This window comes from Vibrio sp. Vb0667 (assembly GCF_033391095.1).
On the sequence record NZ_JAWPOL010000021.1, the window covers coordinates 50,448 to 73,834 of the forward strand.

Consider the following 23,387-nt stretch of genomic DNA (forward strand, 5'->3'; position numbering starts at 1 on the left):
AATGTGCCCGCAGTCTAACCAAGTTTTATCGTTGCGCCAATCAGTCTTTTAGCGGTACGACCAGCATATCGACTGGTGAGCAGTTAATAAGCTGTCGAGTCGAAGATAGAATCTTGCTCCAGAAATCTTGGTGATGACCACAAACCACCAAATCGATACTGTAGTCTTGAATGGTATCGCACAGCTCATTACTCAAATCGCCACTACCGACTAAAGTATGGGCAATTGGGTATTGCGCATATTCTGCGAAGTTTGCCAATTGTGTGCGCGATGCTTCCATTGCTTGATGTTGCGCTTCTGCCATATTGATATCGATAAGCCCGGTGTAGAGTTCTGCGTAGTTCACGTCGATGTGAATAAAAGAGACTTTCGCATCCAGAGGTTTAGCCAGTGATACGGCTTTCTTAATCAACACTTTACTGTCGTCTGAAAGGTCGACTGCCACAAGTATGTGTTTGTAACTCATATTGCTATCTCCTTGTAAGGTCATAGTTTTAGATTAGCACCAACCCCAAAAAAAATTTGCTGAAGTGATCTCATATCGGTGCCGTAGGTACAAAGTCTTGTCTCAGTAATCATGTTATAGTGGCGTTATACCCAAGTGACTTTGATATGCTGAAATAAGCGTAGTGTTACTGACTAGAGTTGAAGTGAAACTTCGCCGTGTCTGCCAGACCAAGCTATTCTCGCAGCGTCATTTATTTCGAGGTTACTTGGGTATATTGCATGCACAATAATAGGAGTTAACATGCTGTCTCAAACTATGGTCGAACAATTGAATGAGCAAATTAACCTAGAATTTTTCTCATCCAATCTATACTTACAAATGAGTGCTTGGTGTGAAGACAAAGGTTTTGAAGGTGCGGCTGAATTTTTACGCGCTCACGCCGTAGAAGAAATGGAGCACATGCAACGCCTATTCACTTACGTGAGTGAAACTGGCTCAATGCCAATCTTAGGCGCTATTGATGCGCCAAAGCATGACTTTGCGAGCCTAGGTGACGTTTTCCGCGAGACATTTGAACATGAGCAAATGATCACGGAAAAAATCAACAAACTGGCGCACGTTGCATTTACAAGCCAAGACTACTCAACATTTAACTTCCTACAGTGGTACGTGTCAGAACAGCACGAAGAAGAGAAGTTGTTTAAAGGGATTTTAGATAAGATCGAACTGGTAGGTGAAGACGGTAAAGCGTTGTTCTTCATTGACAAAGATCTAGCACAAATGGCGAAAGAAGGTTCATCTTCAATCATGGATGCTCCAGCTGCGTAAACGCGTTTTGGGACGTTGTAAGTAGCGGGTAAAGACGAAGTGTTGGTCGTCTTTTTCTCTTGAGCATTGTTGAAGATGTAGGGAGGAAAAGATGATCAGTGGAGACACAATCTTATTTGCGCTAATGGTGGTAACTGGAGTTAATATGGTCCGGTATCTCACCGCTCTTCGTTCTCTAATTTATATCATGCGTGAAGCGCATCCGCTGTTATATCAGCAAGTTGATGGTAATGGTTTTTTTACTACTCATGGAAATGTCACCAAGCAGGTGAGGTTGTATCACTACATTAAAAGTAAAGAATATCATCATCACCACGATGAAATTTTTACTGGTAAGTGTGAAAGAGTGCGTGAATTGTTTGTTCTATCGACCGCGTTGCTCGGCGTGACGCTACTTGCGGCCTTCATTCTCTAAGAGTCAATAATCCAGAAGTTGTTCTGTCTGAGATTTTGCGGACATACAGAGCGCTTAGAGTTTAAGCGCTTTTCCCTTTCGGTATTTGTCGGTAGAATGTCGCGCCTAGAAAGCAAGGATGTGCAATGTGCACATCCTTTTTTATTTTGATTTGATACCAATCAGTCTAAGAGCTACCGATGAGTAAGAAATTTGATGTTGTTGTAATTGGCGCAGGCGCAGCAGGTTTAATGTGTGCTGCAGAAGCAGGCAAGCGAGGCCGCCGTGTTTTGGTGCTCGATCATGCTAAAAAGCCAGGACGTAAAATCCTTATCTCGGGCGGTGGTCGTTGTAACTTCACTAACTACGACGTTTCAGCTAATCACTATTTGTGTCAAAACCCGCACTTTGTTAAGTCGGCGCTCTCCCAATACACTAACTGGGATTTTATCTCGATGGTGTGTAAACATGGCATTGAGTTCGAAGAGCGTGATCACGGCCAGTTGTTTTGTGTCGATGCATTTACGGCCAAAGATATCGTGAAGATGTTGTTAGCTGAGTGTGACATGCCGAACATCGAGCAGCGTTACCAATGCGATGTTCATTCGATTGAAAAAATTGATGAAGGCTTTCGTTTGCATGCTGGTACTGAGATTGTCGAATGTGAGTCTTTAGTTATCGCAACAGGTGGCTTGTCGATGCCAAAACTGGGAGCGACACCATTTGGTTATAAAGTCGCGGAACAATTTGGTCTTCGAGTTATCCCAACCACGGCAGGGCTTGTACCATTTACTCTGCATAAAGAAGACAAAGAAGACTTTGCTGAGTTATCTGGTATCGCGGTACCTGCGGAAATTACGGCTGAAGATGGCACCATGTTCAAAGAAGCCCTGCTCTTCACACATCGTGGGTTATCTGGTCCAGCAGTGTTACAGATTTCTTCATTCTGGCGGGCCGGGCAAAAGGTGTTGATCAATCTTGTGCCAAACGATGATGTTGCTGAGTTATTAGAACGCAGTCGTGAGAAGCATCCAAATCAGTCACTCAAGAATACGCTTGCCAAAGTGCTGCCTAAGCGTCTGGTTGAAGTCTTAATTGAACGTAAAGAGCTAGTCGATAAACCGCTAAAACAGTTCAATCAAAAGGAGCTTGCGGCGATTGTGGAGCGTCTAGAGCATTGGGATATCGCCCCGAATGGCACTGAAGGCTACCGAACTGCGGAAGTGACACTCGGCGGTGTCGATACTGATCACTTATCCTCGAAAACCATGGAATGCAAAGACATTAAAGGGCTTTATTTTATTGGTGAAGTGATGGATGTGACTGGTTGGCTAGGGGGCTACAATTTTCAGTGGTGCTGGTCGAGCGGTTTTGTTGCGGGGCAGTGGGTTTAATCAAACACCAAACGCAGCCTAACTGCATAAAAGATAAGATACAAAAAGAGCACTGAGTTTTATTCAGTGCTCTTTTTGTATTCCCATAGCGAGTTACTCGTCTTGATACTTTTCGAGTTTGTTATAGAGCGTTTTCACGCTAATGCCTAACTCCTGCGCTGATTCCGTTTTATTGCCTTGATTCTCTTCAAGGGTGTTGAGAATGGCGGCTTTTTCTAGCTCTTCTAGCGAAACGCCCGCCGGAACAAGGTCTTCGATACTGGTGCCTGTTTCCAATGGTGGTGTGTCGAAGATAAGATGTTCATCTCGGATGGTGTCATCAGCCAAAATGAATGCACGCTCGATCGTGTGTTTGAGCTCACGGACATTACCTGGCCAGTCGTGTGCAGCGATTTTTTGGATCGCAGAGTCAAGAATCGTTTTGGTTTTTGCCTCATTGGCGTTGCGGTGCGCAATAAAGTGCTTGGCCAGACCGACGATATCACCGCCTCGTTCTCGCAGTGGCGGTATCGTTAATGGGAAATGCGATAAGCGGAAAAACAGATCTTCACGCAGGAACTGCTCCTCAATGGCGATTTTAGGATCACGGTTTGTAGCAGCAATGATGCGAGTATTAGCGATATGAACTGTATTACTGCCAACTGGGCGATACTCTCCGGTTTCTAGCACCCGCAATAGCTTCACTTGATGCTCGATAGGCATCTCGGTGATTTCATCTAAAAATAGCGTGCCGCCCTCTGCCTGCTTAAATACACCTTGGTGAGTTTTATTTGCTCCGGTAAAAGCGCCTTTCTCATGGCCAAACAGTTCACTATCAACCAATTCAGGGCTAATGGCACCACAGTTAATCGCTATAAAGGGCTGTTGTTTACGCTCACTCGCTAAGTGGATGGTCTGCGCCACCAGTTCTTTGCCTGATCCACTTTCACCGACAATAAGGACGTTGGCTTCTGTTTTAGCAACGCGCCTGATCATACGATAGAGCTGATGCATCGGAGAGGAAGAGCCGACCAAAAGACCAAATTGGTCAAGATCGCTGGTGGACACTTTACGCCCTTGATCTTGTTTGTGTTGATAGTACTGGCTGACTTCGCTCAGGGTGTCCGTCAGAATGGCAATATCAACGGGCTTTCTGTAGTGAAAAATAGCACCCAAGTTCATCAGCTTATCCAAGTTCTCGTTTGGAGCGCCTGAGCTAATGATGATCAAGTCCATATCGTAGATGTCTTCGATATTAGAAAGACGTTGATAATCTGCACTAGTAAAGTGGGCGACTTCAACAATCGCAACTTCCGGTTTGAGTTGTAGGAAATCTTCAATCCATTGGTCTGCGGCATCGATGTCATGCAGACGAAATTTGTTCAGTTCCTGGCAAGAAGCGATGGCATTTTTAAGTGATGGATCTTGTATTCTTAGAAACAGGCTTGGCATCGACATAGAAATGTCCTCTTTACTGTGACAGAAACAATGTACGTGGATTATTCTCACTTCACAAGACAAAATATTGTCAGCATAGATTTAAGGATTTGTTCGGTATTTTTATGTTGTTAGCCCCTTTTTGATATATATCGGTGAGAGCCATCAGTAGATATTTCCTTTTGTTCAGATTTTTATTTTTAAAATAATAATTTTGCTATTAATTGATTCTGGAGAAATAGCCTTTCTGTTTTATCAGGTTATTTCTGCACAAGTGGCGGAGGCTTTATCACCGATTAAAAATTACATTTTTTACGTGTAAATAATTCATGCTTATACTTTATTGCTCATCTCATTTTTACCTCTTTCCTTTATTAGTCACTTAAAAACAATGAGTTATAAAGTTGGCACATGGTTTGCTCCCAGGGAAGTGCAACGTCAATAAAGGAGAATTACCATGAATAACATCGCAGCTAAAATTGTACTTACGTCAGTTCTTGCTACTTCATCTACAGCAGTCTTAGCGAGTGATAAATGGGAAAAAGAATCCATGGACGCTTGGCTAGATGGTAAAGCTGAAACCACACTACTGCTAAACAGCAATCTCAACTCTTTTGATATCAATACCGATGTTGAGAATCAGGTCGTTACCCTTTCTGGTTCGGTAAACAATGATCTTGAAAAATCACTTGCCGAAGAGCTTGTTACTGGTCTTGATGGTGTGAAAAAAGTAAACAACGAATTGTCAGTAGTGAATGAAGGCAAGAAAGAAACTGATTCAGAAGCTTTAGCTACACTGACCGATTCTAAAATCACGACTATAGTTAAAACGCGCCTACTAATGGATACCAATGTGAGTGGTACGGATATTGATGTAACGACAGAACGCAAAACGGTAACGTTGGCAGGTAAAGTTAATTCAGATGCGGAGCATGATCTTGCAATTTCAATTGCAAATAACACCAATGACGTAAATAAGGTGGTTGATAAGCTAGAAGTGGTTCAATAATAGCGAGCCGAGTGATTTAACCCACTTTTATTAGGAGGTAACACTATGGTTCGTTGGATGTTTATTTTTCTGGCACTGGCACTAATTTCTGCACTATTAGGCTTTACCGGTATTGCAGGAGCTGCTGCCTCTATCGCGCAAGTGATATTTTACCTATTCCTATTGTCATTAATTGTATCAATAGTGATTGTTCTGCTGGGAAGAAAAAACGTAAATAGATAGGAGATTCCATGCGACTTACGTCATTTATTTACCGTATCGCCGCAGTATTCGGTTTGGTGTTTGCGTTGGCAGCTTGTAGTGAAGAAGGGCCAATGGAACAGGCCGGCAAAAAGATAGATGAAGCCGCCGAAGAAACCCAAAATGCGATTGAAGATGAATGTGAAAACATTAAAGAAAATCTAAACGCTGAAGACCAAGACTGTTAGCCGAATCAGGTTAGGTTTTTTACGCATAGCTATGTAAGAGAGGGGCGGTCAATCACCGCCCTTCCTTTTGTCCCAATTGTTTACAATCAGATAAGGAGTCAAAGATGAAAAACATATTTGATGTACTGAAAGAGAGTCATGAAAAGCAGCGCCTTTTACTCGATGCTCTGATGGAAACGTCTGGAGATTCCCCCGCTCGTGAAGAGTTTTACCACAACCTTAAAGAGGAACTCGAACAGCACGCAGCGGCAGAAGAGCGATTTTTCTACGCGCCTTTAATAGATAGCGATAAGACCATTGATCTCACTCGCCATGGCATCGCAGAGCATCATGAAATTGATAAAGTGATTGCACAGCTTGATGCAACCGATATGAGCTCGCCAGCGTGGCTCAACCTAATGAAAACCTTGCGTCACAAAGTGTTGCACCATCTTGAGGAAGAAGAGCAGCGTTTCTTCCAGTTAGCCGGTAAGGTAATGACCGATAAGCAGAAAATGAAACTAGCGGATGGTTATGTTGAAGATATGGCAAGCTAGGTAGAGTGTTGGACCTTTTCGTGCCATTTCGGCACGGGAAGGCACTCAATCAAGGCGTTTACTCAAGTTCATGTATCCAAGCTCAATCCCCCGCGTATTCTAACTTCTACTAAAAAGTGCACTCGCTGAAGGCAAGGAGAGCGAATGTTTATCATCAAATATTATATTCTTGGCGCTCTGATCAGTTTATTGGCCGCTATCTATACGCCTCAAATTATCGTTAGTCTGCTGTTCTTGTGGATATCTCTTTCTTTAGCGTTGGTCAGCGTAGCCTACGTATTCGACATTCCCTCTATTTTTAGAAAAAACCAAGATGGCAAGATTGTCAGATGGATTCGCTGGGCATTCATCCCATTTTTATTGGGGGCTAGAGCGTATAACGCCTGGGAAAGACGGCGTGATACAGTACCTCCAATCCAAAAAGTCAGCGACAATTTATACCTATCTCGCCGTTTGTTTCAGAGTGACTTAGATTTTCTCGAATCCAATGAGATCTCTTGTATTGTCGATGTCACCGCAGAATTTGCAGGCCTTGAAAGCGCGATGACCGACAAGCAGTTTCATTACCTTTCGATTCCGGTACTCGACCACAAAGCCCCAACGCTAGAGCGTCTTCGCCATGCGATTAACTGGATTGATACTCAAATCTCGTGCTCGCGGGCCGTGGTTGTGCATTGTGCGTTAGGGCGTGGTCGTTCAGTGTTTGTTGTGGCGGCGTATTTACTGAGCAAAGACCCGTCACTGACGGTTGAATCCGTGATGAAAAAAATCAATGACGTACGCAGTACCGCGAGATTGAATAAATTACAGATTAGAACGTTACGAGCGATCAGTGAAAAAGGCGTACTGGGGCTGGATCAATCCACTTGGATGGTGGTTAACCCTGTTGCAGGTGGCGGCAAATGGGAGGAAAACGAACAGCACTTGATTCGTGAGCTAACCAAAAAATATCGCTTGAGTATTCATCAAACCACCACAAACCTCAGCGCCGAGCAGCTAACACAACAGGCAAAAGAAAGTGGAGCTAAGCAAATCATCGTAGCTGGTGGCGATGGCACAGTAACAGAGGTGGCGAGCCAATTGGTGGATACCGACCTCAAACTCGGTATTGTTCCGCTCGGAACTGCCAATGCGTTATGTCATGTGCTCTATGGCGTTGGCGCAAAATTCTCACCGGTCGAAAAAGCGTGTGAAGCGTTGCTTGGCGGACACTGCCAACGTATTGATACTGCGGACTGCAATCAGCGGCTTATTTTGTTGGTCTTAGGTATTGGGCTAGAACAGAAGATGATCGAGCACGCTCAGCGAGAAGAGAAAAATGTTTTTGGACAACTCGCTTACCTCACCGGCTTTTTTAATGCTGTAGTGGCGGAAGAAACGCAAGCTTTAACCGTTTCGTTAGACGCTCCAACTGAAGATGGAAAATACGACAATAATACACAAACGCTTGAAGTCCATAGTTTTGTCGTTGCGAATATCGCTCCATTTAGTACGTTGCTTGCCCAAGGTGGTGATGCGCCGCAGCCTGATGATGGCAAGCTGCATATCACATATTTAGATAACACCGAGTCTTTAGGCGGACGTCTTATCGCATTGTCGGATCTGACATTAACGAGCGTAGGCGCACAGGAAGAATCGACACATTTTCAATACGCGACGGCTCAGAGCGTCACTATTTCTGCGAATAAACCGATTGAGTATGTGATTGATGGTGAACTGTATTCTGATGAGCAACTGGCAATCAAGCTGCGTCCAAAGTCATTGAACGTATTTGTTCCAGGCCAGAGACGTAAATCAGCTTCGCTTTAACACTGTAATCCGCGGATAACGCGCCATTTGCTTCGTATTCTACATGGCGCTTTTTCTGTGTTGTTTGATGATTTGGTGTGCGTCGTAAAAAGGCTATCAAGGTCGCTGCGTAGTAGATGCAGCGGATTTTTTCTATCTGCACCTTTTACTAGGTTGATTGGGGATGAGGGTTAAACAAAGTGAAAGAAAGAAGGGCGAGTACAATTACTCACCCTGAGGTAAGTGCTTTTCAATTTCATCGTTTTCAACTTGTAAAGCAGCTAACCAATAAGAAACAAGTGCGGTTAAGTTGGTGTCGTCAATGGCTCTAAGCAGGGCTTTTAAATCATCTAACAGTAATTTATTCATAAAATGCATTTCTTTGTAATTGCCTAACTCGGCAACGCCGTATTCGGTGGCATTTTCTGCAATGAATTGTTCACCATCTTGATCGAAGAACAGCTTCGCCATCTTTTTGATCATCACTTTTTCTATTTTCACGAATCGATATGCCGCTCTTGCGAGTGTCATATGTGATTGCGGGTTAACGAGAGGCAAACACGTTTGGCGATGGTGTGTCATTTTTACGAGTAGCTCCCTTACTCGATTGTTATCCAATGTCATAGTGACCTCTTTATTTATGACTATTGTCGTGGGACATTTCTCGTGATGGTTATGTTAATGCGCCTGTGGGCTTGTCAGAAATGGCCAAAGCAAGTTGGCCATTTCTTTGATCAATACCGAGCTTTATTGCAAAGGCGACCACCAAGTTTTAGCTAATAAGGCTGATGCTGCTGAGTTTTTCTTTGCAGCTTTTTATATCGCTACGAACTTTCAGCAGAACCGAGTTATCCGCCTGCTCTGGGTGGGAAGTAATCAAATTCTCAATCTCTTTGAGTACCTTGCTTTCGACACCTTCAAGCTGTTCTAAATACATAGACTCTTTGTCAGAGGACACTTCCTTCATCACGTCGCTGTAGACCTCACGCGCCTTGATGGTGTAGGAAACCGGAGTGTCGTCGGCAGATTCTTCATTGTTACTTGCTAGAGAGTAGGGAGTGAGCTCAATGACTGCACGCTCACGTACTCTGAGCAGTTCTACCAACACATTATTCAAAGAAGTGTTGTCGATGTTCTCGATGGCCTTGTTGTAAATTTCATTTCCGCTTTCGATAAGCTCAATGATTGAGGCGATGTTTTCATTTTTCATATGCCACTCCTTATTTACTGGTGATAGGGGTGTTTGAGCGTATGGAATACAAACACGATGTTTCGTCTTCAGTTGCAGGTTGTATGCCAATGAACTTTAAGTCTTATTAATCAGTGACTTAATATCTTGTTTTGCAATAACTTGCTAACAGTCGGTAAGGCGCTAAGAAAAAATTACAAGAATGGCGGGGAAAGCCTGGAAAGAATTACACGTACAGATACGGCTTTTTATCGAAATAAAAATAAAATCAATAAAAAACAATAATTTAAAATTCTGGCATGGATATGGCTTTGTAGGGAGTAAGTGAGGTCAAACATTGTTTCACTTGATTCACTATTCAACTCATTAATGGAGGCTAGTTATGGCTACTACAAAAGAAAGCACAGTAAAACCTCAAGAGCAGTTAGAAGAAGCATATCACTTAGCGGAACAAGCCACGACGGAAGCCGTTGGCGCGATGAAAGACCAAGCCAAAGAGAAGCTGGATGTCGGTGCACAGCAAGTTCAGCAGGCGACTAAGTCGGCAGAAAATGTAATCAAGGAGCGCCCATTGCTGAGCATAGGCTGTGCCTTCCTTGCTGGTTGGGCGGTTTCGAAGCTGATCAAATAATAGTGGTCACCAAGGATTAAGCCACACAACAGAAAGGCGAGGCTTCACATGAATAACTCAGGGCAAGTTACCAATCAGCAATCAGGCTCGGCGGCTTCAGACAGCGGCCGAGCCCCTGATGGGGCAGAAGAACAGGATATCCAACAAACCATTAATGGTTTGAGCAGCATTCTTGCGCAATTGGACCAACTGACGAAATCGCTAAAAGCATGGTCAGGTTCAACGTTGGATTTGTTCCTCTTGGAGATGAAAGTTAACGTGTCCGCAGTGCGTCAGATTTTGCTGTGTACCGTTGTTTTTACTCTATTGTCGGTATTGTTCGTATTCAGTTTGTGCCTTGCCTCTGGGGTGGTGGCTTATCAGTTAACTGCCAACGTGTATGTTGCCGTGGGTGTATTTATCACATCATTAGGCTTGGCATTATTTGCTTTAGCCTGGTGGCAGAAGCGTTTAGTTGGATTTCTTGGATTCAAAAATACGACAGAACAATTACAGGAGGGGTGGGATGCGCTCGCTACAAAAGCTCAATCGAGCCATGCGGATCAAGCGGATGGAAGGTAAAGCGTCTCTAGAGCAATGCTGTTTGTCGATGGAAATGTTCACGTTTACCACCAAGAAGTTTGTGAGAGAAAACCCTTGGACGACATTAGGCATTAGTGCTGTCGTTGCCGTTACCGCAGCAAAAGCAGGTCGATTGTCTCGACTGACTTCTTCTATTTCGTCAATGGGGCTATTGGTTAGCAGCGTGTCTGATATTACCGATTCGCTCACAAAGCCGGTCGCGGCAGCTTCTCTGGATGAGTCAGATGCGGAGCAAAATGGAAATGCAGCAACACAAGTAAGCAACGCTGCGACGACAGAGGGCGAACCACTCTAATAGCGGATTTCACCGCAAAATTTTCTTACCGATTCTGAGCTTATTATGACAGCGAAATTGAACATTCCTGCCAACACTGCGATTGGTGCAACGCTTCTCGTCCTGTTACTCGTCCCAGGGCTGTATTTTGCCAAGCCAATATTGTTACCTATTGTGCTTAGCACCTTTATTTCTCTGCTGTGCAGCCCTTTCATTAATTATCTTGAAGACAAAGGTTTACCACGTGCTATTACCGTCGTGTTGACGCTGTCATTCCTCGTTGGCGCCTCAATTATTGGTCTTGCCGCCATGTCGGAGCCCGCCAAGCAATGGTGGTCTGAGCTGCCCAGTATCGTGAAAAATGTGTCGCAAGAAGTAAGCGAAGTTACTAAAGCTTCGGCTGATCACCTTAATACTCCATTGAATATCGCCAACGATATGAGTATGGATGAGGTCGGGAACAACACCGTATTTTCTTTGGTAAAAACGCTCGCGACCACGACGCCGACGATTTTGACACAAGCGATGATCGTGCTGTTTATGGTTTACTTTATGCTCAATCATGGACGAAGCTTATTTCGAAAGTCAGTGTCTTACTTACATGGGTTCGCCAAACAGCGCCAAGCGATTGAGTTGGTCAAAGCGCTACAGAAAGACCTATCTCGATACATTGGCACCATCACTTTAGTGAATGCTGGGCTGGGGTTGAGTGTCGGGGCCGTGTTTTTTGTTCTAGGCCTTGAAGATCCATTTCTATGGGGCGCATTTGCAGGCGTGATGAATTTTGCGCCGTACCTCGGCCCTGTCATATCCATGGTGAGCTTTGGCTTTGTTGCTTATCTTCAGTTGGAGTCGGTCAGTTTTATGCTGACGGTGGTGTCTATCTATTTACTGCTCAATTTGATTGAAAGTCAGTTTGTTACACCAACACTATTGGGGAAAAGGTTTAACTTAAACCCGTTAGTGATTTTTGTTTGGCTTGTTTTTTGGGGCTGGCTTTGGGGCGGAATGGGACTATTGATCGGTGTGCCGTTACTGGTTTGTATCAATATTTTGGTTGATCGCCTAGAGCTATGCCAATCAACCCAAAATCAAGCAAAGCAAATCACCTCCGCGGACGTGGCACCGCGAGAGTGACTTGAGGGTCAAGCTGGTTCAACGAAACAGTTTTCCAGCGCTCACTGGCTGACTAAATAAATATCCCTGACCATAAATACAGCCTTTTTCGAATAAGTAATCGGCTTGTTCCCGAGTTTCTATCCCTTCCGCGACGACTTTCAACGACAGCGTTTTTCCCATGGCAATAATGGCATTCACAATCGCGTTGCTGTCGCTATTACTTGGGACATCACTGACAAATGAGCGGTCAATTTTCAGTTTGTTGATTGGCAAACCTTTCAAGTAAGACAAAGACGAATAGCCAGTTCCAAAGTCATCCAGAGAAATCTCAATACCCAGCTCTCGTAATTGATTTAACGATGCAATGGCTTGTTGAGGGTCGATCAGTAAAAAGCTCTCTGTGATCTCCAAATCTAACCGTTGGGCAGGGTATCCGGTGTTATCGAGGATAGTACTTAATCGCTGAATGAAATTTGACTGCTGAAGCTGCAACGCAGAAACATTGACGGCGATTTTGCCAAACTCGATGCCCTGGTCTAGCCAAGCATTACCTTGCAAACAAGCTTGTTGTAACACCCACTCACCAATGCTTTGAATCAGCCCTGTTTTTTCTGCAATTGGAATAAAGTCTGCTGGTGGTACAAGGCCAAACTCTGGATGCTGCCAGCGTAATAAAGCTTCCACGCCGACAATCGTATTTTGTTCCAAGTTGTATTGCGGTTGGAATTCTAACCGGAGTTGTTGTTTTTCTATTGCTTGATGCAAAGCGGATTGAATGCGTACATGGGATACGGATTTATCGGTCAAATCCGGTGAGTAAAACGCGTAGCCGTTGCGTCCATTTTTCTTCGCTAAGTACATCGCAGTGTCTGCGTTTTTCAGTAAGGTTTCACTGTCTTGACCGTCTCTTGGGTACAAGGCAATACCAATACTGGTCGAGACACGAAGTGAGTCGTGGTTTGCCAAGTCGAATGGTTGCTGGAATACGCTTAGAATATCGCCGACGGTTTCCAGTAAGGCAACATCACTATGGATGTCTGGCAAAATAATCACAAATTCATCGCCGCCAATACGAGCCACATGCGCATTGAGGTGAAGCACATCTTGCAGACGAATCGCTAACTTAGACAGCAATTGGTCACCACAGAAGTGGCCCATACTATCGTTGATGTGTTTGAAATGGTCGATATCTAAGAATAGGGTGGCAAACGTCTGCTGGTTTTTGTGTCCGGTTTCGATGTGTTGTTCGAGTAAGCTGAGTAAATGGGTGCGATTAGGTAGATTGGTTAATGGATCGTAAAAAGCCATGCGCTGCAGCTTTTCTTCGTGTGCCTTACGCACAGAGATATCTTCAAACACACAAATGTAGTTAATAAGGTGGTTTTTATCGTCCATTACGGCGCTAATGGTCGCTAATTGCGGATAAATGCTGCCATCTTTCTTTCTGTTGATGAATTCGCCTTTCCATTGGCCTTTGTTTTCGAGTTGATGCCACAACTGTTGATAGAAACCTTGATCATGATGGCCTGAGCGCAGAATTCGTGGGTTTTTTCCTATCACCTCTTCAGAGCGGTAACCTGTAATTTGGGTAAAAGCCGTGTTTACATCAATGATGTTGGCATTGCGGTCTGTAATGACCATGCCTTCTTGCGAATTGTTGAAAATTTGGGACGCTAAGGAGAGCTGCGTTTCTACCATTTTTCGGCGGGTGATGTTACGTGTCATCCCCAGAATGCCGATTAAGTTTCCCGCATGATCACGGACAGGAGACTTAATGGTTTCTAGCCAAGTGGGGTTATTGTTTTCATCAATTTGACGGCATTCTTCAACAATATTTTGCGTGCCCGTGGCTACCACCAATTTATCGGCATCAATGAATTTTTCCGCACGTTCATGGCTAAACAGAGCAAAATCGTCTTTTCCAATGATTTCACTGTTGGTTTTTTGCCACGCATTTTCTACGCTTCGGTTGGTCATCGAATAAAGACCATCCATGCCTTTTATCCATACGTGGTCTTCAAGGCAGTCGATAAACTCTTGTAGTGTTGGTGTTGGCTTTATTTCCGCGCTTTGATGTCGCGTTTGTTCTTGCTGACAGTGCAAGTTGATATCAAAGCTGATACGCCCCGCGATTGCGCTTAGCCATGCCGAAACAACCGTTGATTGATCATTAGGGTGAGTCAGTGTCAGTACGGCAAGCAATTCGCCATTTGGTAGCCAAATCGGTCCTATGCTCACGGTTTGCTCTTCAAAGGGGGTATGGCTAACTGTAAAATCTGTCGGCGTAAAGTGATCGACAACTTGCGTTATCACATCGACGATAGCACGATGATTTTGGGTTGAGGTGGACACCTCAGTCGATAGCCACTGCTGAGTATCGCTCAGAGTATAAAGCTGTCCCTGAGCTTGAGTTACATCACAGCATTGTCGCAGAACGTGTTGCCAGTCTGCCATCAAAGGCGAAGGAATAGCGAAGCGAAACATAATTAATAACGAGTCCTAAATCGCCCAAAGGTAATTATATTAGAATCTAGCGTAAGCTATTGGGCTTTGTGAGTATCGTATCCAACGCGTAGCTAAATCCTAGCAGCGTAAAGTGCTTTCTATCATTAAAATGTTATCTATATCTCTTTTTTATCCAACTTATTGCATCGTTTTTTAGGGCTTTTGATAGGTGATTAAGAAGCGTTTACCGCTTTGGTTTTCTTGCCCCATGAGACTTGCTGAATGACTAAGCCACTGATGATCAACACCAGGCCAATCAAGGTTGAAGGATGAATTTCTTCGCCGATGATAGTAGCTAACAACATGAGTGAGATAAATGGAGAAGCAAAGATCAGATTACTGATACGCGCGGTGTTTTGCGTTGATTTGAGTGCGCTCAGCCACAAAACGAAAGTGATCCCCATTTCAAACAGTCCGACATACGTCACCGCTGCCCAGCCTTTAGCTGAGATCATCTGCCAGTTCGCACCTTCATAAAGACTTAAACCAATGGCGAATGGAATAGCGACCAAAAAGCCGAGCAGAACGCCAACCACAGGGTCCGCCTTATTTTTGGTATTTAAAATCCAGTAACCGGCCCACAGCAGCGTTGATAGCAGCGCAAGACTAACACCCAACGGGCTCTCAAATTCCATGCCTAAAAGATTTCCTTGTGTGGCAATCACTATCACGCCGACATAACTAAAACCGCAAGCCAGCCAGTCCTTACCACGGATCTTTTGTCCTAAGAAAACAGCGGCCATTAGCGTTAAGGTGATGGCCCAGCTGTAGTTGATCGCTTGAGCCTGAGATGCGGGCAGCAAGTCATATGCTTTGAACAGAATAACGTAATACGCCAAAGGGTTAATCAACCCAAGCAGTAGGTAATACCAAGGGTTTGAGAAAAATGTAGCGCTTAACTGGCCCAGTTTACCTTGCACACCACAGATTACTGTTAGCGCAATCGCAGAGACGATGCTGGCAATGCATAGCATTTGAATCGGCGTAAATTCTGCCAACGTGAGTTTAAATGCGGTTGCAACGGTAGACCAAAGTAATACTGCTGAGAGCCCAAATCCTAGGGCGCGACGCTCGTTCATGATGCCTCTGCGTGATGATGTGCCGCTCGGTTTGGATAATTTGAGCGGAAGAAAGAGTATTATAGGAAGGCCTAGTGTATGCGAGGATTTTTCATCCAACAAACTGGACATTTATCCAGTGTCTAAATACCATTGTTATAGATACAAAACACAGGCTAACTCGCTATTATGCAATGGATTCTTGAGTACCAATCTCTCATTCTCTCTTCTCTTTGTGCTGCCACGCTTAGTGGTGTCGCTGCCGGTTGGTGGGTGAAACAGCGTTTTATCACCCAAACTCAGCTTCTCGAGCAACAACTTGTTTCAGAAAAACAGCTTCATCAACAGCAACTTGAACAGGTCAAGCAAAGCCTTGCCGATGCCCAGCAAGAGTTGGATGAATTAGATGATGAGCGCGATAAAGCCGCGTTTGAAGTGCGTCAAACGCACGGAAAGCTGATGGCAGCTATGGAAAAACTGCGTTACTTCGAGGCCGTAAAGCAAGAGCGCCAGCAATACTTTGATGAGCTTGGTCAAATGCGTGAACACAAATCACGTCTAGAAACGCAGCTGCGTGAACAGCAAGCTCGCCATGAGCAAATTAACCAAGCTAATGCCGAAAAACTGCAAATTTTAGAACAAGCGGAAGCACGCTTGAAACAACAATTTGAGCACTTGGCCAACCAATTGTTTGAAGAAAAAACCGCGAAGGTCGATTTGCAAAACCGTCAGAGTTTAGAAGGCTTGTTGTCACCGCTTAGAGAACAGTTAGAAGGGTTCAAAAAGCACGTTAATGACAGCTTTAGCCAAGAAGCTAAAGAGCGCCATACCTTAGTGCATGAGCTGAAAAACCTGCAACGTTTGAACGAGCAAATGACGCGCGAAGCGGTTAATTTGACCCAAGCGTTGAAAGGGGACAACAAACAGCAAGGTAACTGGGGCGAAGTGGTGCTCGCTAGGGTACTTGCCGAATCTGGCTTGCGTGAAGGGCACGAATATCAGACTCAGGTGAACTTACAAAATGAAGCAGGCAAGCGTTACCAACCTGATGTCATTGTGCATCTCCCACAGAACAAACAAGTGGCTGTGGATTCTAAAATGGCGCTGGTTGCCTATGAGCGCTACTTCAACGCTGAAACTGATGCTGAGCGCGATCAGGCTTTGAATGCGCACTTAGCTGCTCTACGTGCACATATCAAAGGGTTAAGCATGAAGGACTACCACAAACTCAAAGGTATTCAGAGTTTGGACTATGTGCTGATGTTTATTCCGGTTGAGCCTGCGTTCCAAGTCGCGATTCAAGCCGATCCAAGTTTGATCAAAGACGCGATGGAGCAAAACATCATTTTGGTGAGCCCAACAACGTTGCTGGTGGCACTGCGCACCATTGATAATCTATGGCGCAATGAACGCCAAAATGAAAACGCTAAAATGATTGCGCAGCGTGCGACAAAGCTCTACGACAAATTACGATTGTTTGTAGACGACATGGAGGGGCTCGGCGGTGCGCTGGATAAGGCGAATCAAAGCTATCAAGGTGCGATGAACAAGCTTGCCACAGGGCGCGGAAATGTGATTCGCCAAGCCGAAAGCTTTAAACACTTGGGAGTTGAAATTAAACGACCGATTTCTTCCGACCTCGCGCAGTTAGCGCAGAGTGATGCATTTTCAGAAAATGACCCGTTAGTAGAAAGACATCCGGCTGAGGATAAAGTAAACTAATCGCCCGCAGTGCAGTGGGCGATTTTATTTGTCAACAAACGCCCCGTAGAGGAAAGCGCTGCCTAAGAGGAATTAGAATGACGGACACAAGTTTGCAATCCAATACAGCGTTAGAGAATGAAACCACTCACTTTGGTTTCTCTACAGTGGCAAAAGACGAAAAAGTGACTAAGGTTGCCGAAGTATTCCACTCCGTGGCAACAAAATACGACATCATGAATGACCTGATGTCAGGTGGTATTCACCGCCTTTGGAAGCGCTTCACTATCGATTGTAGTGGCGCTCGCCCTGGCCAGCGTATTCTTGACCTAGGTGGTGGTACGGGGGATTTGACGGCGAAATTCTCGCGCATTGTTGGCGATGAAGGCCATGTCATCCTTGCCGATATCAATAACTCAATGCTTAACGTTGGTCGCGATAAACTGCGTGACAACGGTATTGTGGGTAACGTGCATTACGTTCAAGCCAACGCAGAAGAACTGCCGTTCCCTGATGATTATTTTGATGTTATCACCATCAGTTTTTGTTTGCGTAATGTGACAGACAAAGACAAAGCGCTTCGTTCAATGTTCCGCGTACTGAAGCCAGGCGGCCGTCTATTGGTGTTGGAATTTTCAAAACCAGTGCTAGAGCCGTTATCGAAAGTATACGACGCATATTCATTCCACTTGTTGCCGAGAATCGGTGAGCTAGTTGCGAATGACTCAGAGAGTTACCGCTACCTAGCGGAGTCAATCCGTATGCATCCAGACCAAGAAACGCTGGAAGGCATGATGCAAGACGCAGGTTTTGAAAACACCAAATACTACAACTTAACTGGTGGTATTGTGGCTTTGCATCGCGGTTATAAATTCTAAGGGTTAACGGCATGCCATTTGAACCACTTATCACCGCTGTGATTGAAACGTCACTGAATACACTGATCAAAGACGACCCAGCATTGGGCCGTCGTTTAGCGCGTCTAAAAGGTCAAGTTATTCAAGTTCACCTGAAAGAGATCAATAAAACACTGACATTCGTTTTTAGTCAGCAAATTGATGTGCTTGGTCATTACGAAGGGCAGCCTAACTGCTATCTATCGCTCAACTTGAGTGTGTTACCAGAGCTGCGCGATCAGGCCAACATCACTCGTCTTATTAAACAAGATAAACTTGAACTTGAAGGCGATATTCAATTGGCGCAGAAATTCTCTCAGTTGATGGTGGATTGCAAACCAGATGTTGAAGAGTGGTTGTCTCGCGTGACTGGCGATGTCGCCGCACATACCTTTGTGCAAGGTTCAAAAAACATCGGCAACTTTCTTGCGTCTCAAGCAGAAAAACACCAGCGTCATCTGGCGCAAGTAGTGACTGAAGAATGGAAACTGGCTCCCGCTCCGTTAGAGGTGGCCTATTTCTGCGACCAAGTTGATGAGGTTCGCAGCCAGGCTTCTCGCATTGAAGCTCGTTTAACGGCTTTGCTGAATAAGCTGGATGCAGATAAGCCTGCATTGGAGAAACCATGACGCCAGCAGAACTAAAGCGCTTATACCACATCGCCAAAGTACAACTGGAATACGGCTTAGATGAGCTGCTTCCCGATCACCAACTGACCAAAGCGCCGCTTTTACTGCGCAAAAGCTTGTTTTGGATTAAGAACAAGCACCCAGAAAAACCACTCGGTGAACGTCTGCGTTTAGCACTGCAAGAGCTGGGGCCGGTTTGGATTAAGTTCGGTCAGATGATGTCGACGCGCCGTGACTTATTTCCTCCGCATATCGCTGATCCCCTAGCTTTACTTCAAGACCAAGTCGCGCCTTTTGATGGCGAGTTGGCAAAAAAGCAGATGGAGCAAGCATTAGGTGGTCCGTTAGAAAAATGGTTTACCGAGTTTGATATCAAACCACTGGCGTCTGCGTCGATTGCTCAGGTACATACTGCGCGCATAAAAGACACTAACCAAGAAGTGGTATTAAAGGTTATCCGCCCAGATATTCGCCCAGTCATTGATTCAGATCTAAAACTGATGCACCGAATGGCGCGTATAGTCGCCGGAGCGATGCCTGAAGCACGTCGTTTAAAACCAGTTGAAGTCGTGCGTGAGTACGAGAAAACCCTGCTTGATGAACTCGACTTGCGACGTGAGGCGGCGAATGCCATTCAGTTGCGCCGCAACTTTGAGGGCAGCGAAGAATTATATGTTCCTGAAGTTTTTCCCGACTTCAGTAATGAAACTGTCATGGTTTCTGAGCGAATATATGGCATTCAAGTCTCTGATATTGAAGGCTTGAAAGCAAATGGCACCAATATGAAATTGCTCGCGGAACGCGGTGTGAGTGTGTTCTTCACTCAGGTGTTCCGAGACAGCTTTTTCCATGCCGATATGCATCCGGGTAATGTGTTCGTCAAACCCGAACATCCAGAGAACCCAATGTGGATAGGGCTAGATTGTGGAATCGTTGGTACACTTAATAGCGAAGACAAGCGTTATCTGGCGGAAAACTTCCTGGCGTTTTTCAATCGTGACTACCGCCGAGTGGCGGAGTTACATGTTGATTCAGGGTGGGTGCCTGCGGATACCAATGTCGATGAGTTTGAGTTCGCGATTCGCATTGTGTGTGAGCCTATTTTTGCTAAGCCATTGTGCGAAATCTCCTTTGGTCATGTGTTGTTGAATTTGTTCAACACGGCACGTCGATTCAATATGGAGGTTCAGCCACAGCTTGTACTGTTGCAAAAAACGCTGTTGTACGTGGAAGGGCTTGGTAGGCAGCTATATCCTCAACTTGATTTGTGGGAGACCGCAAAACCATTCCTGGAAGAATGGATGATGAATCAAGTTGGGCCGCAAGCTCTAGTGAATGCGATTAAAGACCGCGCACCATTTTGGGCAGAGAAATTACCTGAACTGCCAGAGCTGCTTTACGATAGCCTGAAACAAGGTAAAGCGATGAATCAACGTATGGATCAGCTTTATCAAGGGTATCGCCAGAGCAAGCGCCAGCAGGCGACAGGAAAGTTTTTGTTTGGCGTTGGCGCGACTTTAGTCGTATGCTCGGCAATATTGGTGAACGATGCTTTTGAGCAGCTTTCGTTGGCCTGCGGTATCGCAGGTGTCACATTTTGGCTGCTTAGTTGGCGAGCTTATCGTCAATAGACGTTAAACTCTTGAAATATTTTTGTTTGTTTAAAGACCCGAGGTAAAGAGAATGGGTGGTATCAGTGTTTGGCAACTTCTAATCATTGCTGTAATTGTTGTATTGCTATTCGGAACAAAGAAACTACGCGGTATCGGTGGCGATCTGGGTGGTGCCGTTAAGGGCTTCAAAAAAGCGATGAGCGAAGATGAACCTGCGAAAAATGACAAAGACGCAGACTTCGAACCAAAAAGTCTAGAAGAGCAGCAGAAAAAAGAAGCTGCTCCTGAAACGAAAAAAGACAAAGAGCAGGCGTAAAACGTGTTTGATATCGGTTTTTGGGAACTGGTATTAATATCTGTTGTTGGTCTGGTCGTTCTTGGGCCGGAGCGTTTGCCTCATGCTATTCGCAGCGTGTCTCGCTTTATCGGTGCCGCTAAGAGTATGGCAAATAGCGTCAAAGACGAATTGTCACACGAGCTGAAAGTCCAAGAGCTGCAAGAAAACTTGCGCAAAGCAGAACAAATGGGGATGGATGATTTGTCCCCTGAGTTGAAATCTTCAGTTGAAGAGTTGAAGAAGGCAGCGCAATCTGTAAATCGTCCTTACGCAAAGAACACCGATTTAGAGGCTGAGCCTGTAAAAACAGAGCCAGCAGTCGAAGAGGCCGTGAAAGCGCAAGAGAGCAAGGTTACAGCGGCAGATAAGAAAGCCGAATAGTCTCATTAGGAGGAGCTACTAGTGATTGGTAGCTCCTTTTTGATCTGGTTTTTAATAAGAGGTTTGCCATGTCTACCGTCGAGCAGACACAACCTTTAATTAGTCATTTGTTGGAGCTTCGCAACCGACTACTGCGCTCAATCCTCGCAGTGTTGGTCGTGTTTGTCGGACTAATTTATTTCTCTAACCACATTTACGAGTTTGTTTCCGCACCTTTAGTAGAACGTCTACCTGAAGGCGCGACCATGATTGCTACGGATGTAGCGTCACCTTTTTTTACGCCACTTAAGCTGACGTTAATTGCTTCGGTATTTATTGCGGTGCCGTTTATCTTGTATCAAGTGTGGGCATTTGTAGCGCCAGGTTTGTACAAGCATGAACGTCGATTGATCATGCCATTGCTGTTCTCTAGTTCGCTATTGTTCTACTGTGGAGTGGCATTTGCCTACTTCGTGGTATTTCCATTGGTGTTTGGCTTCTTTACCGCCATCTCTCTTGGTGGAGTAGAGTTTGCAACTGATATCTCGAGTTATCTCGACTTTGTGCTGGCGCTATTTATGGCGTTTGGTATCGCATTTGAGGTGCCTGTTGCGATTATTTTGTTGTGTTGGACTGGGGCCACTACACCAGAAGATTTAAGACAGAAACGTCCTTATATTATAGTGGCTGCGTTTGTCGTAGGTATGGTGTTAACGCCACCAGACATGATCTCGCAAACCTTACTCGCTATTCCGATGTGTTTACTGTTTGAAGTCGGTTTGTTCTTCGCGCGTTTTTATACTCGTCGAAGCGAAGAAGTAGAAGCGGAAACCAAAGAATAAGGCTAATCTAGATGTGAAAAGCGGCTCAATTGAGCCGCTTTTTTTGCGGTTGGTTTTTTCTTGGGCTAATTACTTAACTTTCATGACGTAACCACATTTTGTGCATACGTATACTTCCTTGATGCCCAGCAGCTTTTGAAAAAAACTGCGCGGTACGCGTTGTAAGTAAGCACCATGTGTACACACTTCAACTTCCATATTCATGCTGTTTTACATTTGTGCTAATTAATGGGCGTAAATCAGTATAGAAAAATAATGTGTCGAGTTGTCGACAGTTTTGCAAAGCGGACGAAGTAAAGTGACGATATGAGAAGTAAGTAGAGTTGCTAGTTAATTATTATGTTTATCAATAATTTTGTATGGATTGTTCTACTATTTCAACGGGTTGAATCGTTCATTCAATAGTTTAGGTGATAAAAAAGCGACGTTGATTTCGTCGCTTTTTTCAATTCTCGTGAATTAAATATTAAACAGCGTTTTGGCATTCTCAGTCGTTATGGCATCGATGGTTGCGATGTCGACATCACGCAAGTCGGCAACACGTTGTGCAACGAGAGAAGTGTAGGCTGGTTCATTACGTTTACCACGGTGTGGCACCGGCGCTAAATATGGACAGTCGGTTTCTAAAATGACCCACTGCATATCCAAATGTGGAATGACTTTATCCATCCCGCCATTCTTAAAGGTTGATACGCCACCCAAGCCTAAGTGGAAGCCTAGCTCATTGATTGCTTGTGCTTCTTCTAAGCTGCCTCCAAAACAGTGGAATACACCACGCAGACGACCATCTTGCTCTTGTCGTAGCAAAGTGAGTGTTTCTTCAATCGAATCACGAGTGTGGATAACGACTGGTAAATCCATCTCTTTTGCCCAGTTAAGTTGAGCTACGAACGCCATTTCTTGCTCAGCACGATAGGTTTTATCCCAATATAGGTCGATACCAATTTCGCCCACCGCAATAAACTTGTGTTTCTCAAACCAACCGCGGATGATCTCCAACGTTTGTTCAACATTGCTGTCCACATAACAAGGGTGCAGCCCCATCATTGAGTGGCATACGTCAGGATATGCCGCTTCGGTTTTTAGCATGGGCTCAATTGAGTCCAGATCGATGTTTGGCAACAGGATTTTATTAATGCCTTGCGTTAAGGCGCGTTGTACTACTTCATCGCGGTCGTTATCAAATTCGCTAGCATAGATGTGCGCGTGGGTATCGATCATCGTTACTCTCTGTGCTTCATGGTTGGTTTCGTATTCGAAGTATACTTGAGTGTGAGTGCTGGGTCATTTTCAGTTTTTTTCATTACCTTTTTCCAGATTGTCACTCGCAACATGCATCAAGAGTGATATGATTTTGTTCACCAGATGATTTGATCATCATAACCGTCCAGACAAGGAGAAAATGGTGTC

At 44.7% G+C, this 23,387-nt stretch carries 26 protein-coding genes; 19 read left to right on the forward strand and 7 right to left on the reverse strand.

Annotated features, from left to right (window positions below):
- Window positions 1–40: 40 nt before the first annotated feature.
- Window positions 41–466, reverse strand: a complete 426-nt coding sequence (uspA, locus tag R8269_RS17155; RefSeq protein ID WP_005379165.1) for a universal stress protein UspA — start codon at window positions 464–466, stop codon at window positions 41–43.
- Window positions 467–748: 282 nt separating this feature from the next.
- Between uspA and ftnA the strand changes: the two genes are divergently transcribed.
- From ftnA to R8269_RS17170, 3 genes are all read left to right on the forward strand, one after another.
- The gene (ftnA, locus tag R8269_RS17160; RefSeq protein ID WP_005379167.1) at window positions 749–1,276 is read left to right on the forward strand and encodes a non-heme ferritin; all 528 of its coding nucleotides are present in this window, start codon (window positions 749–751) and stop codon (window positions 1,274–1,276) included.
- Window positions 1,277–1,367: 91 nt separating this feature from the next.
- On the forward strand, window positions 1,368–1,691 hold the full coding sequence (gene uspB / locus R8269_RS17165; RefSeq protein WP_005379169.1) for a universal stress protein UspB: 324 nt from the start codon (window positions 1,368–1,370) through the stop codon (window positions 1,689–1,691).
- A 179-nt stretch (window positions 1,692–1,870) separates the two neighbouring features.
- The gene (locus R8269_RS17170) at window positions 1,871–3,064 is read left to right on the forward strand and encodes an NAD(P)/FAD-dependent oxidoreductase (RefSeq protein WP_005382944.1); all 1,194 of its coding nucleotides are present in this window, start codon (window positions 1,871–1,873) and stop codon (window positions 3,062–3,064) included.
- Between the two features lie 93 nt (window positions 3,065–3,157).
- Here the strand turns inward: R8269_RS17170 and R8269_RS17175 are convergent, their stop codons facing one another.
- Window positions 3,158–4,501 (reverse strand): sigma-54 interaction domain-containing protein, encoded by a 1,344-nt coding sequence (locus R8269_RS17175; RefSeq protein ID WP_005382945.1) that lies wholly within the window; start codon window positions 4,499–4,501, stop codon window positions 3,158–3,160.
- Between the two features lie 436 nt (window positions 4,502–4,937).
- Between R8269_RS17175 and R8269_RS17180 the strand changes: the two genes are divergently transcribed.
- The 5 genes from R8269_RS17180 to R8269_RS17200 all read left to right on the forward strand — a co-directional run bounded on the left by R8269_RS17180 (window position 4,938) and on the right by R8269_RS17200 (window position 8,262).
- A complete protein-coding gene (locus tag R8269_RS17180) occupies window positions 4,938–5,489 on the forward strand; it encodes a BON domain-containing protein (protein ID WP_170893620.1) in 552 nt (183 codons plus the stop codon).
- A gap of 45 nt (window positions 5,490–5,534) precedes the next feature.
- Window positions 5,535–5,711 (forward strand): DUF1328 family protein, encoded by a 177-nt coding sequence (locus R8269_RS17185; protein ID WP_005379177.1) that lies wholly within the window; start codon window positions 5,535–5,537, stop codon window positions 5,709–5,711.
- 8 nt (window positions 5,712–5,719) lie between these two features.
- Window positions 5,720–5,917: a hypothetical protein gene (locus R8269_RS17190; RefSeq protein WP_005379178.1), complete on the forward strand. Its 198-nt coding sequence runs from the start codon at window positions 5,720–5,722 to the stop codon at window positions 5,915–5,917.
- A gap of 104 nt (window positions 5,918–6,021) precedes the next feature.
- Window positions 6,022–6,453, forward strand: a complete 432-nt coding sequence (locus tag R8269_RS17195) for a hemerythrin domain-containing protein (protein WP_171345948.1) — start codon at window positions 6,022–6,024, stop codon at window positions 6,451–6,453.
- A gap of 144 nt (window positions 6,454–6,597) precedes the next feature.
- The gene (locus R8269_RS17200; protein ID WP_171345949.1) at window positions 6,598–8,262 is read left to right on the forward strand and encodes a diacylglycerol kinase family protein; all 1,665 of its coding nucleotides are present in this window, start codon (window positions 6,598–6,600) and stop codon (window positions 8,260–8,262) included.
- 204 nt (window positions 8,263–8,466) lie between these two features.
- Here the strand turns inward: R8269_RS17200 and R8269_RS17205 are convergent, their stop codons facing one another.
- Together R8269_RS17205 and R8269_RS17210 are read right to left on the reverse strand one after the other, a co-directional pair.
- Entirely contained in the window at window positions 8,467–8,865 is a 399-nt protein-coding gene (locus R8269_RS17205; protein ID WP_005379193.1) for a hypothetical protein, read from the reverse strand.
- Between the two features lie 148 nt (window positions 8,866–9,013).
- Window positions 9,014–9,451: a DUF2383 domain-containing protein gene (locus R8269_RS17210; protein ID WP_005379194.1), complete on the reverse strand. Its 438-nt coding sequence runs from the start codon at window positions 9,449–9,451 to the stop codon at window positions 9,014–9,016.
- Window positions 9,452–9,812: 361 nt separating this feature from the next.
- On the opposite strand from R8269_RS17210, the gene R8269_RS17215 reads away from it, so the two are divergent.
- From R8269_RS17215 to R8269_RS17230, 4 genes are read left to right on the forward strand one after another with little or no spacing between them, the layout of a single operon-like run.
- The gene (locus R8269_RS17215) at window positions 9,813–10,061 is read left to right on the forward strand and encodes a hypothetical protein (protein WP_005379196.1); all 249 of its coding nucleotides are present in this window, start codon (window positions 9,813–9,815) and stop codon (window positions 10,059–10,061) included.
- Between the two features lie 48 nt (window positions 10,062–10,109).
- Window positions 10,110–10,622 (forward strand): phage holin family protein, encoded by a 513-nt coding sequence (locus R8269_RS17220; RefSeq protein ID WP_005379198.1) that lies wholly within the window; start codon window positions 10,110–10,112, stop codon window positions 10,620–10,622.
- Window positions 10,612–10,938 carry a hypothetical protein gene (locus R8269_RS17225; protein WP_005379200.1) on the forward strand — a complete coding sequence of 109 codons (327 nt, stop codon included), beginning with the start codon at window positions 10,612–10,614 and terminating at the stop codon, window positions 10,936–10,938. Before R8269_RS17220 ends, R8269_RS17225 begins: the two co-directional genes overlap by 11 nt.
- 45 nt (window positions 10,939–10,983) lie before the next feature.
- Window positions 10,984–12,054: an AI-2E family transporter gene (locus R8269_RS17230; RefSeq protein ID WP_005379202.1), complete on the forward strand. Its 1,071-nt coding sequence runs from the start codon at window positions 10,984–10,986 to the stop codon at window positions 12,052–12,054.
- A gap of 18 nt (window positions 12,055–12,072) precedes the next feature.
- Here the strand turns inward: R8269_RS17230 and R8269_RS17235 are convergent, their stop codons facing one another.
- Together R8269_RS17235 and R8269_RS17240 are read right to left on the reverse strand one after the other, a co-directional pair.
- The gene (locus R8269_RS17235) at window positions 12,073–14,520 is read right to left on the reverse strand and encodes an EAL domain-containing protein (protein ID WP_318222600.1); all 2,448 of its coding nucleotides are present in this window, start codon (window positions 14,518–14,520) and stop codon (window positions 12,073–12,075) included.
- A gap of 194 nt (window positions 14,521–14,714) precedes the next feature.
- Window positions 14,715–15,620, reverse strand: coding sequence for a DMT family transporter (locus R8269_RS17240; protein WP_062730776.1), 906 nt, complete (start codon window positions 15,618–15,620; stop codon window positions 14,715–14,717).
- A gap of 168 nt (window positions 15,621–15,788) precedes the next feature.
- On the opposite strand from R8269_RS17240, the gene rmuC reads away from it, so the two are divergent.
- The 7 genes from rmuC (at window position 15,789) to tatC (ending at window position 21,977) form a co-directional block, all read left to right on the forward strand.
- The gene (rmuC, locus tag R8269_RS17245) at window positions 15,789–17,321 is read left to right on the forward strand and encodes a DNA recombination protein RmuC (protein WP_062730775.1); all 1,533 of its coding nucleotides are present in this window, start codon (window positions 15,789–15,791) and stop codon (window positions 17,319–17,321) included.
- A gap of 77 nt (window positions 17,322–17,398) precedes the next feature.
- A complete protein-coding gene (gene ubiE / locus R8269_RS17250) occupies window positions 17,399–18,178 on the forward strand; it encodes a bifunctional demethylmenaquinone methyltransferase/2-methoxy-6-polyprenyl-1,4-benzoquinol methylase UbiE (protein ID WP_005379210.1) in 780 nt (259 codons plus the stop codon).
- A gap of 11 nt (window positions 18,179–18,189) precedes the next feature.
- A complete protein-coding gene (locus R8269_RS17255) occupies window positions 18,190–18,825 on the forward strand; it encodes an SCP2 domain-containing protein (protein WP_005379213.1) in 636 nt (211 codons plus the stop codon).
- The gene (gene ubiB, locus R8269_RS17260; protein ID WP_005379226.1) at window positions 18,822–20,456 is read left to right on the forward strand and encodes a ubiquinone biosynthesis regulatory protein kinase UbiB; all 1,635 of its coding nucleotides are present in this window, start codon (window positions 18,822–18,824) and stop codon (window positions 20,454–20,456) included. The genes R8269_RS17255 and ubiB overlap by 4 nt, the downstream gene beginning before the upstream one ends.
- Before the next feature lie 52 nt (window positions 20,457–20,508).
- On the forward strand, window positions 20,509–20,754 hold the full coding sequence (gene tatA / locus R8269_RS17265; RefSeq protein WP_005382958.1) for a Sec-independent protein translocase subunit TatA: 246 nt from the start codon (window positions 20,509–20,511) through the stop codon (window positions 20,752–20,754).
- A 3-nt stretch (window positions 20,755–20,757) separates the two neighbouring features.
- Complete coding sequence (gene tatB, locus R8269_RS17270; protein WP_176311227.1) at window positions 20,758–21,156, forward strand: Sec-independent protein translocase protein TatB; 399 nt, start codon at window positions 20,758–20,760, stop codon at window positions 21,154–21,156.
- 68 nt (window positions 21,157–21,224) lie between these two features.
- Window positions 21,225–21,977, forward strand: coding sequence for a twin-arginine translocase subunit TatC (gene tatC, locus R8269_RS17275; RefSeq protein ID WP_171343029.1), 753 nt, complete (start codon window positions 21,225–21,227; stop codon window positions 21,975–21,977).
- Between the two features lie 459 nt (window positions 21,978–22,436).
- Here tatC and R8269_RS17280 read toward each other — a convergent pair whose 3' ends face one another.
- Window positions 22,437–23,198: a TatD family hydrolase gene (locus R8269_RS17280; protein ID WP_203345744.1), complete on the reverse strand. Its 762-nt coding sequence runs from the start codon at window positions 23,196–23,198 to the stop codon at window positions 22,437–22,439.
- Window positions 23,199–23,387 lie beyond the last annotated feature (189 nt).

Coding starts and splice junctions, on each gene's coding strand:
- uspA (WP_005379165.1), bottom strand. CDS start 466: ATGAGTTACAAACACATACTTGTGGCAGTCGACCTTTCAGACGACAGT.
- ftnA (WP_005379167.1), top strand. CDS start 749: ATGCTGTCTCAAACTATGGTCGAACAATTGAATGAGCAAATTAACCTA.
- uspB (WP_005379169.1), top strand. CDS start 1,368: ATGATCAGTGGAGACACAATCTTATTTGCGCTAATGGTGGTAACTGGA.
- R8269_RS17170 (WP_005382944.1), top strand. CDS start 1,871: ATGAGTAAGAAATTTGATGTTGTTGTAATTGGCGCAGGCGCAGCAGGT.
- R8269_RS17175 (WP_005382945.1), bottom strand. CDS start 4,501: ATGTCGATGCCAAGCCTGTTTCTAAGAATACAAGATCCATCACTTAAA.
- R8269_RS17180 (WP_170893620.1), top strand. CDS start 4,938: ATGAATAACATCGCAGCTAAAATTGTACTTACGTCAGTTCTTGCTACT.
- R8269_RS17185 (WP_005379177.1), top strand. CDS start 5,535: ATGGTTCGTTGGATGTTTATTTTTCTGGCACTGGCACTAATTTCTGCA.
- R8269_RS17190 (WP_005379178.1), top strand. CDS start 5,720: ATGCGACTTACGTCATTTATTTACCGTATCGCCGCAGTATTCGGTTTG.
- R8269_RS17195 (WP_171345948.1), top strand. CDS start 6,022: ATGAAAAACATATTTGATGTACTGAAAGAGAGTCATGAAAAGCAGCGC.
- R8269_RS17200 (WP_171345949.1), top strand. CDS start 6,598: ATGTTTATCATCAAATATTATATTCTTGGCGCTCTGATCAGTTTATTG.
- R8269_RS17205 (WP_005379193.1), bottom strand. CDS start 8,865: ATGACATTGGATAACAATCGAGTAAGGGAGCTACTCGTAAAAATGACA.
- R8269_RS17210 (WP_005379194.1), bottom strand. CDS start 9,451: ATGAAAAATGAAAACATCGCCTCAATCATTGAGCTTATCGAAAGCGGA.
- R8269_RS17215 (WP_005379196.1), top strand. CDS start 9,813: ATGGCTACTACAAAAGAAAGCACAGTAAAACCTCAAGAGCAGTTAGAA.
- R8269_RS17220 (WP_005379198.1), top strand. CDS start 10,110: ATGAATAACTCAGGGCAAGTTACCAATCAGCAATCAGGCTCGGCGGCT.
- R8269_RS17225 (WP_005379200.1), top strand. CDS start 10,612: ATGGAAGGTAAAGCGTCTCTAGAGCAATGCTGTTTGTCGATGGAAATG.
- R8269_RS17230 (WP_005379202.1), top strand. CDS start 10,984: ATGACAGCGAAATTGAACATTCCTGCCAACACTGCGATTGGTGCAACG.
- R8269_RS17235 (WP_318222600.1), bottom strand. CDS start 14,520: ATGTTTCGCTTCGCTATTCCTTCGCCTTTGATGGCAGACTGGCAACAC.
- R8269_RS17240 (WP_062730776.1), bottom strand. CDS start 15,620: ATGAACGAGCGTCGCGCCCTAGGATTTGGGCTCTCAGCAGTATTACTT.
- rmuC (WP_062730775.1), top strand. CDS start 15,789: ATGCAATGGATTCTTGAGTACCAATCTCTCATTCTCTCTTCTCTTTGT.
- ubiE (WP_005379210.1), top strand. CDS start 17,399: ATGACGGACACAAGTTTGCAATCCAATACAGCGTTAGAGAATGAAACC.
- R8269_RS17255 (WP_005379213.1), top strand. CDS start 18,190: ATGCCATTTGAACCACTTATCACCGCTGTGATTGAAACGTCACTGAAT.
- ubiB (WP_005379226.1), top strand. CDS start 18,822: ATGACGCCAGCAGAACTAAAGCGCTTATACCACATCGCCAAAGTACAA.
- tatA (WP_005382958.1), top strand. CDS start 20,509: ATGGGTGGTATCAGTGTTTGGCAACTTCTAATCATTGCTGTAATTGTT.
- tatC (WP_171343029.1), top strand. CDS start 21,225: ATGTCTACCGTCGAGCAGACACAACCTTTAATTAGTCATTTGTTGGAG.
- R8269_RS17280 (WP_203345744.1), bottom strand. CDS start 23,198: ATGATCGATACCCACGCGCACATCTATGCTAGCGAATTTGATAACGAC.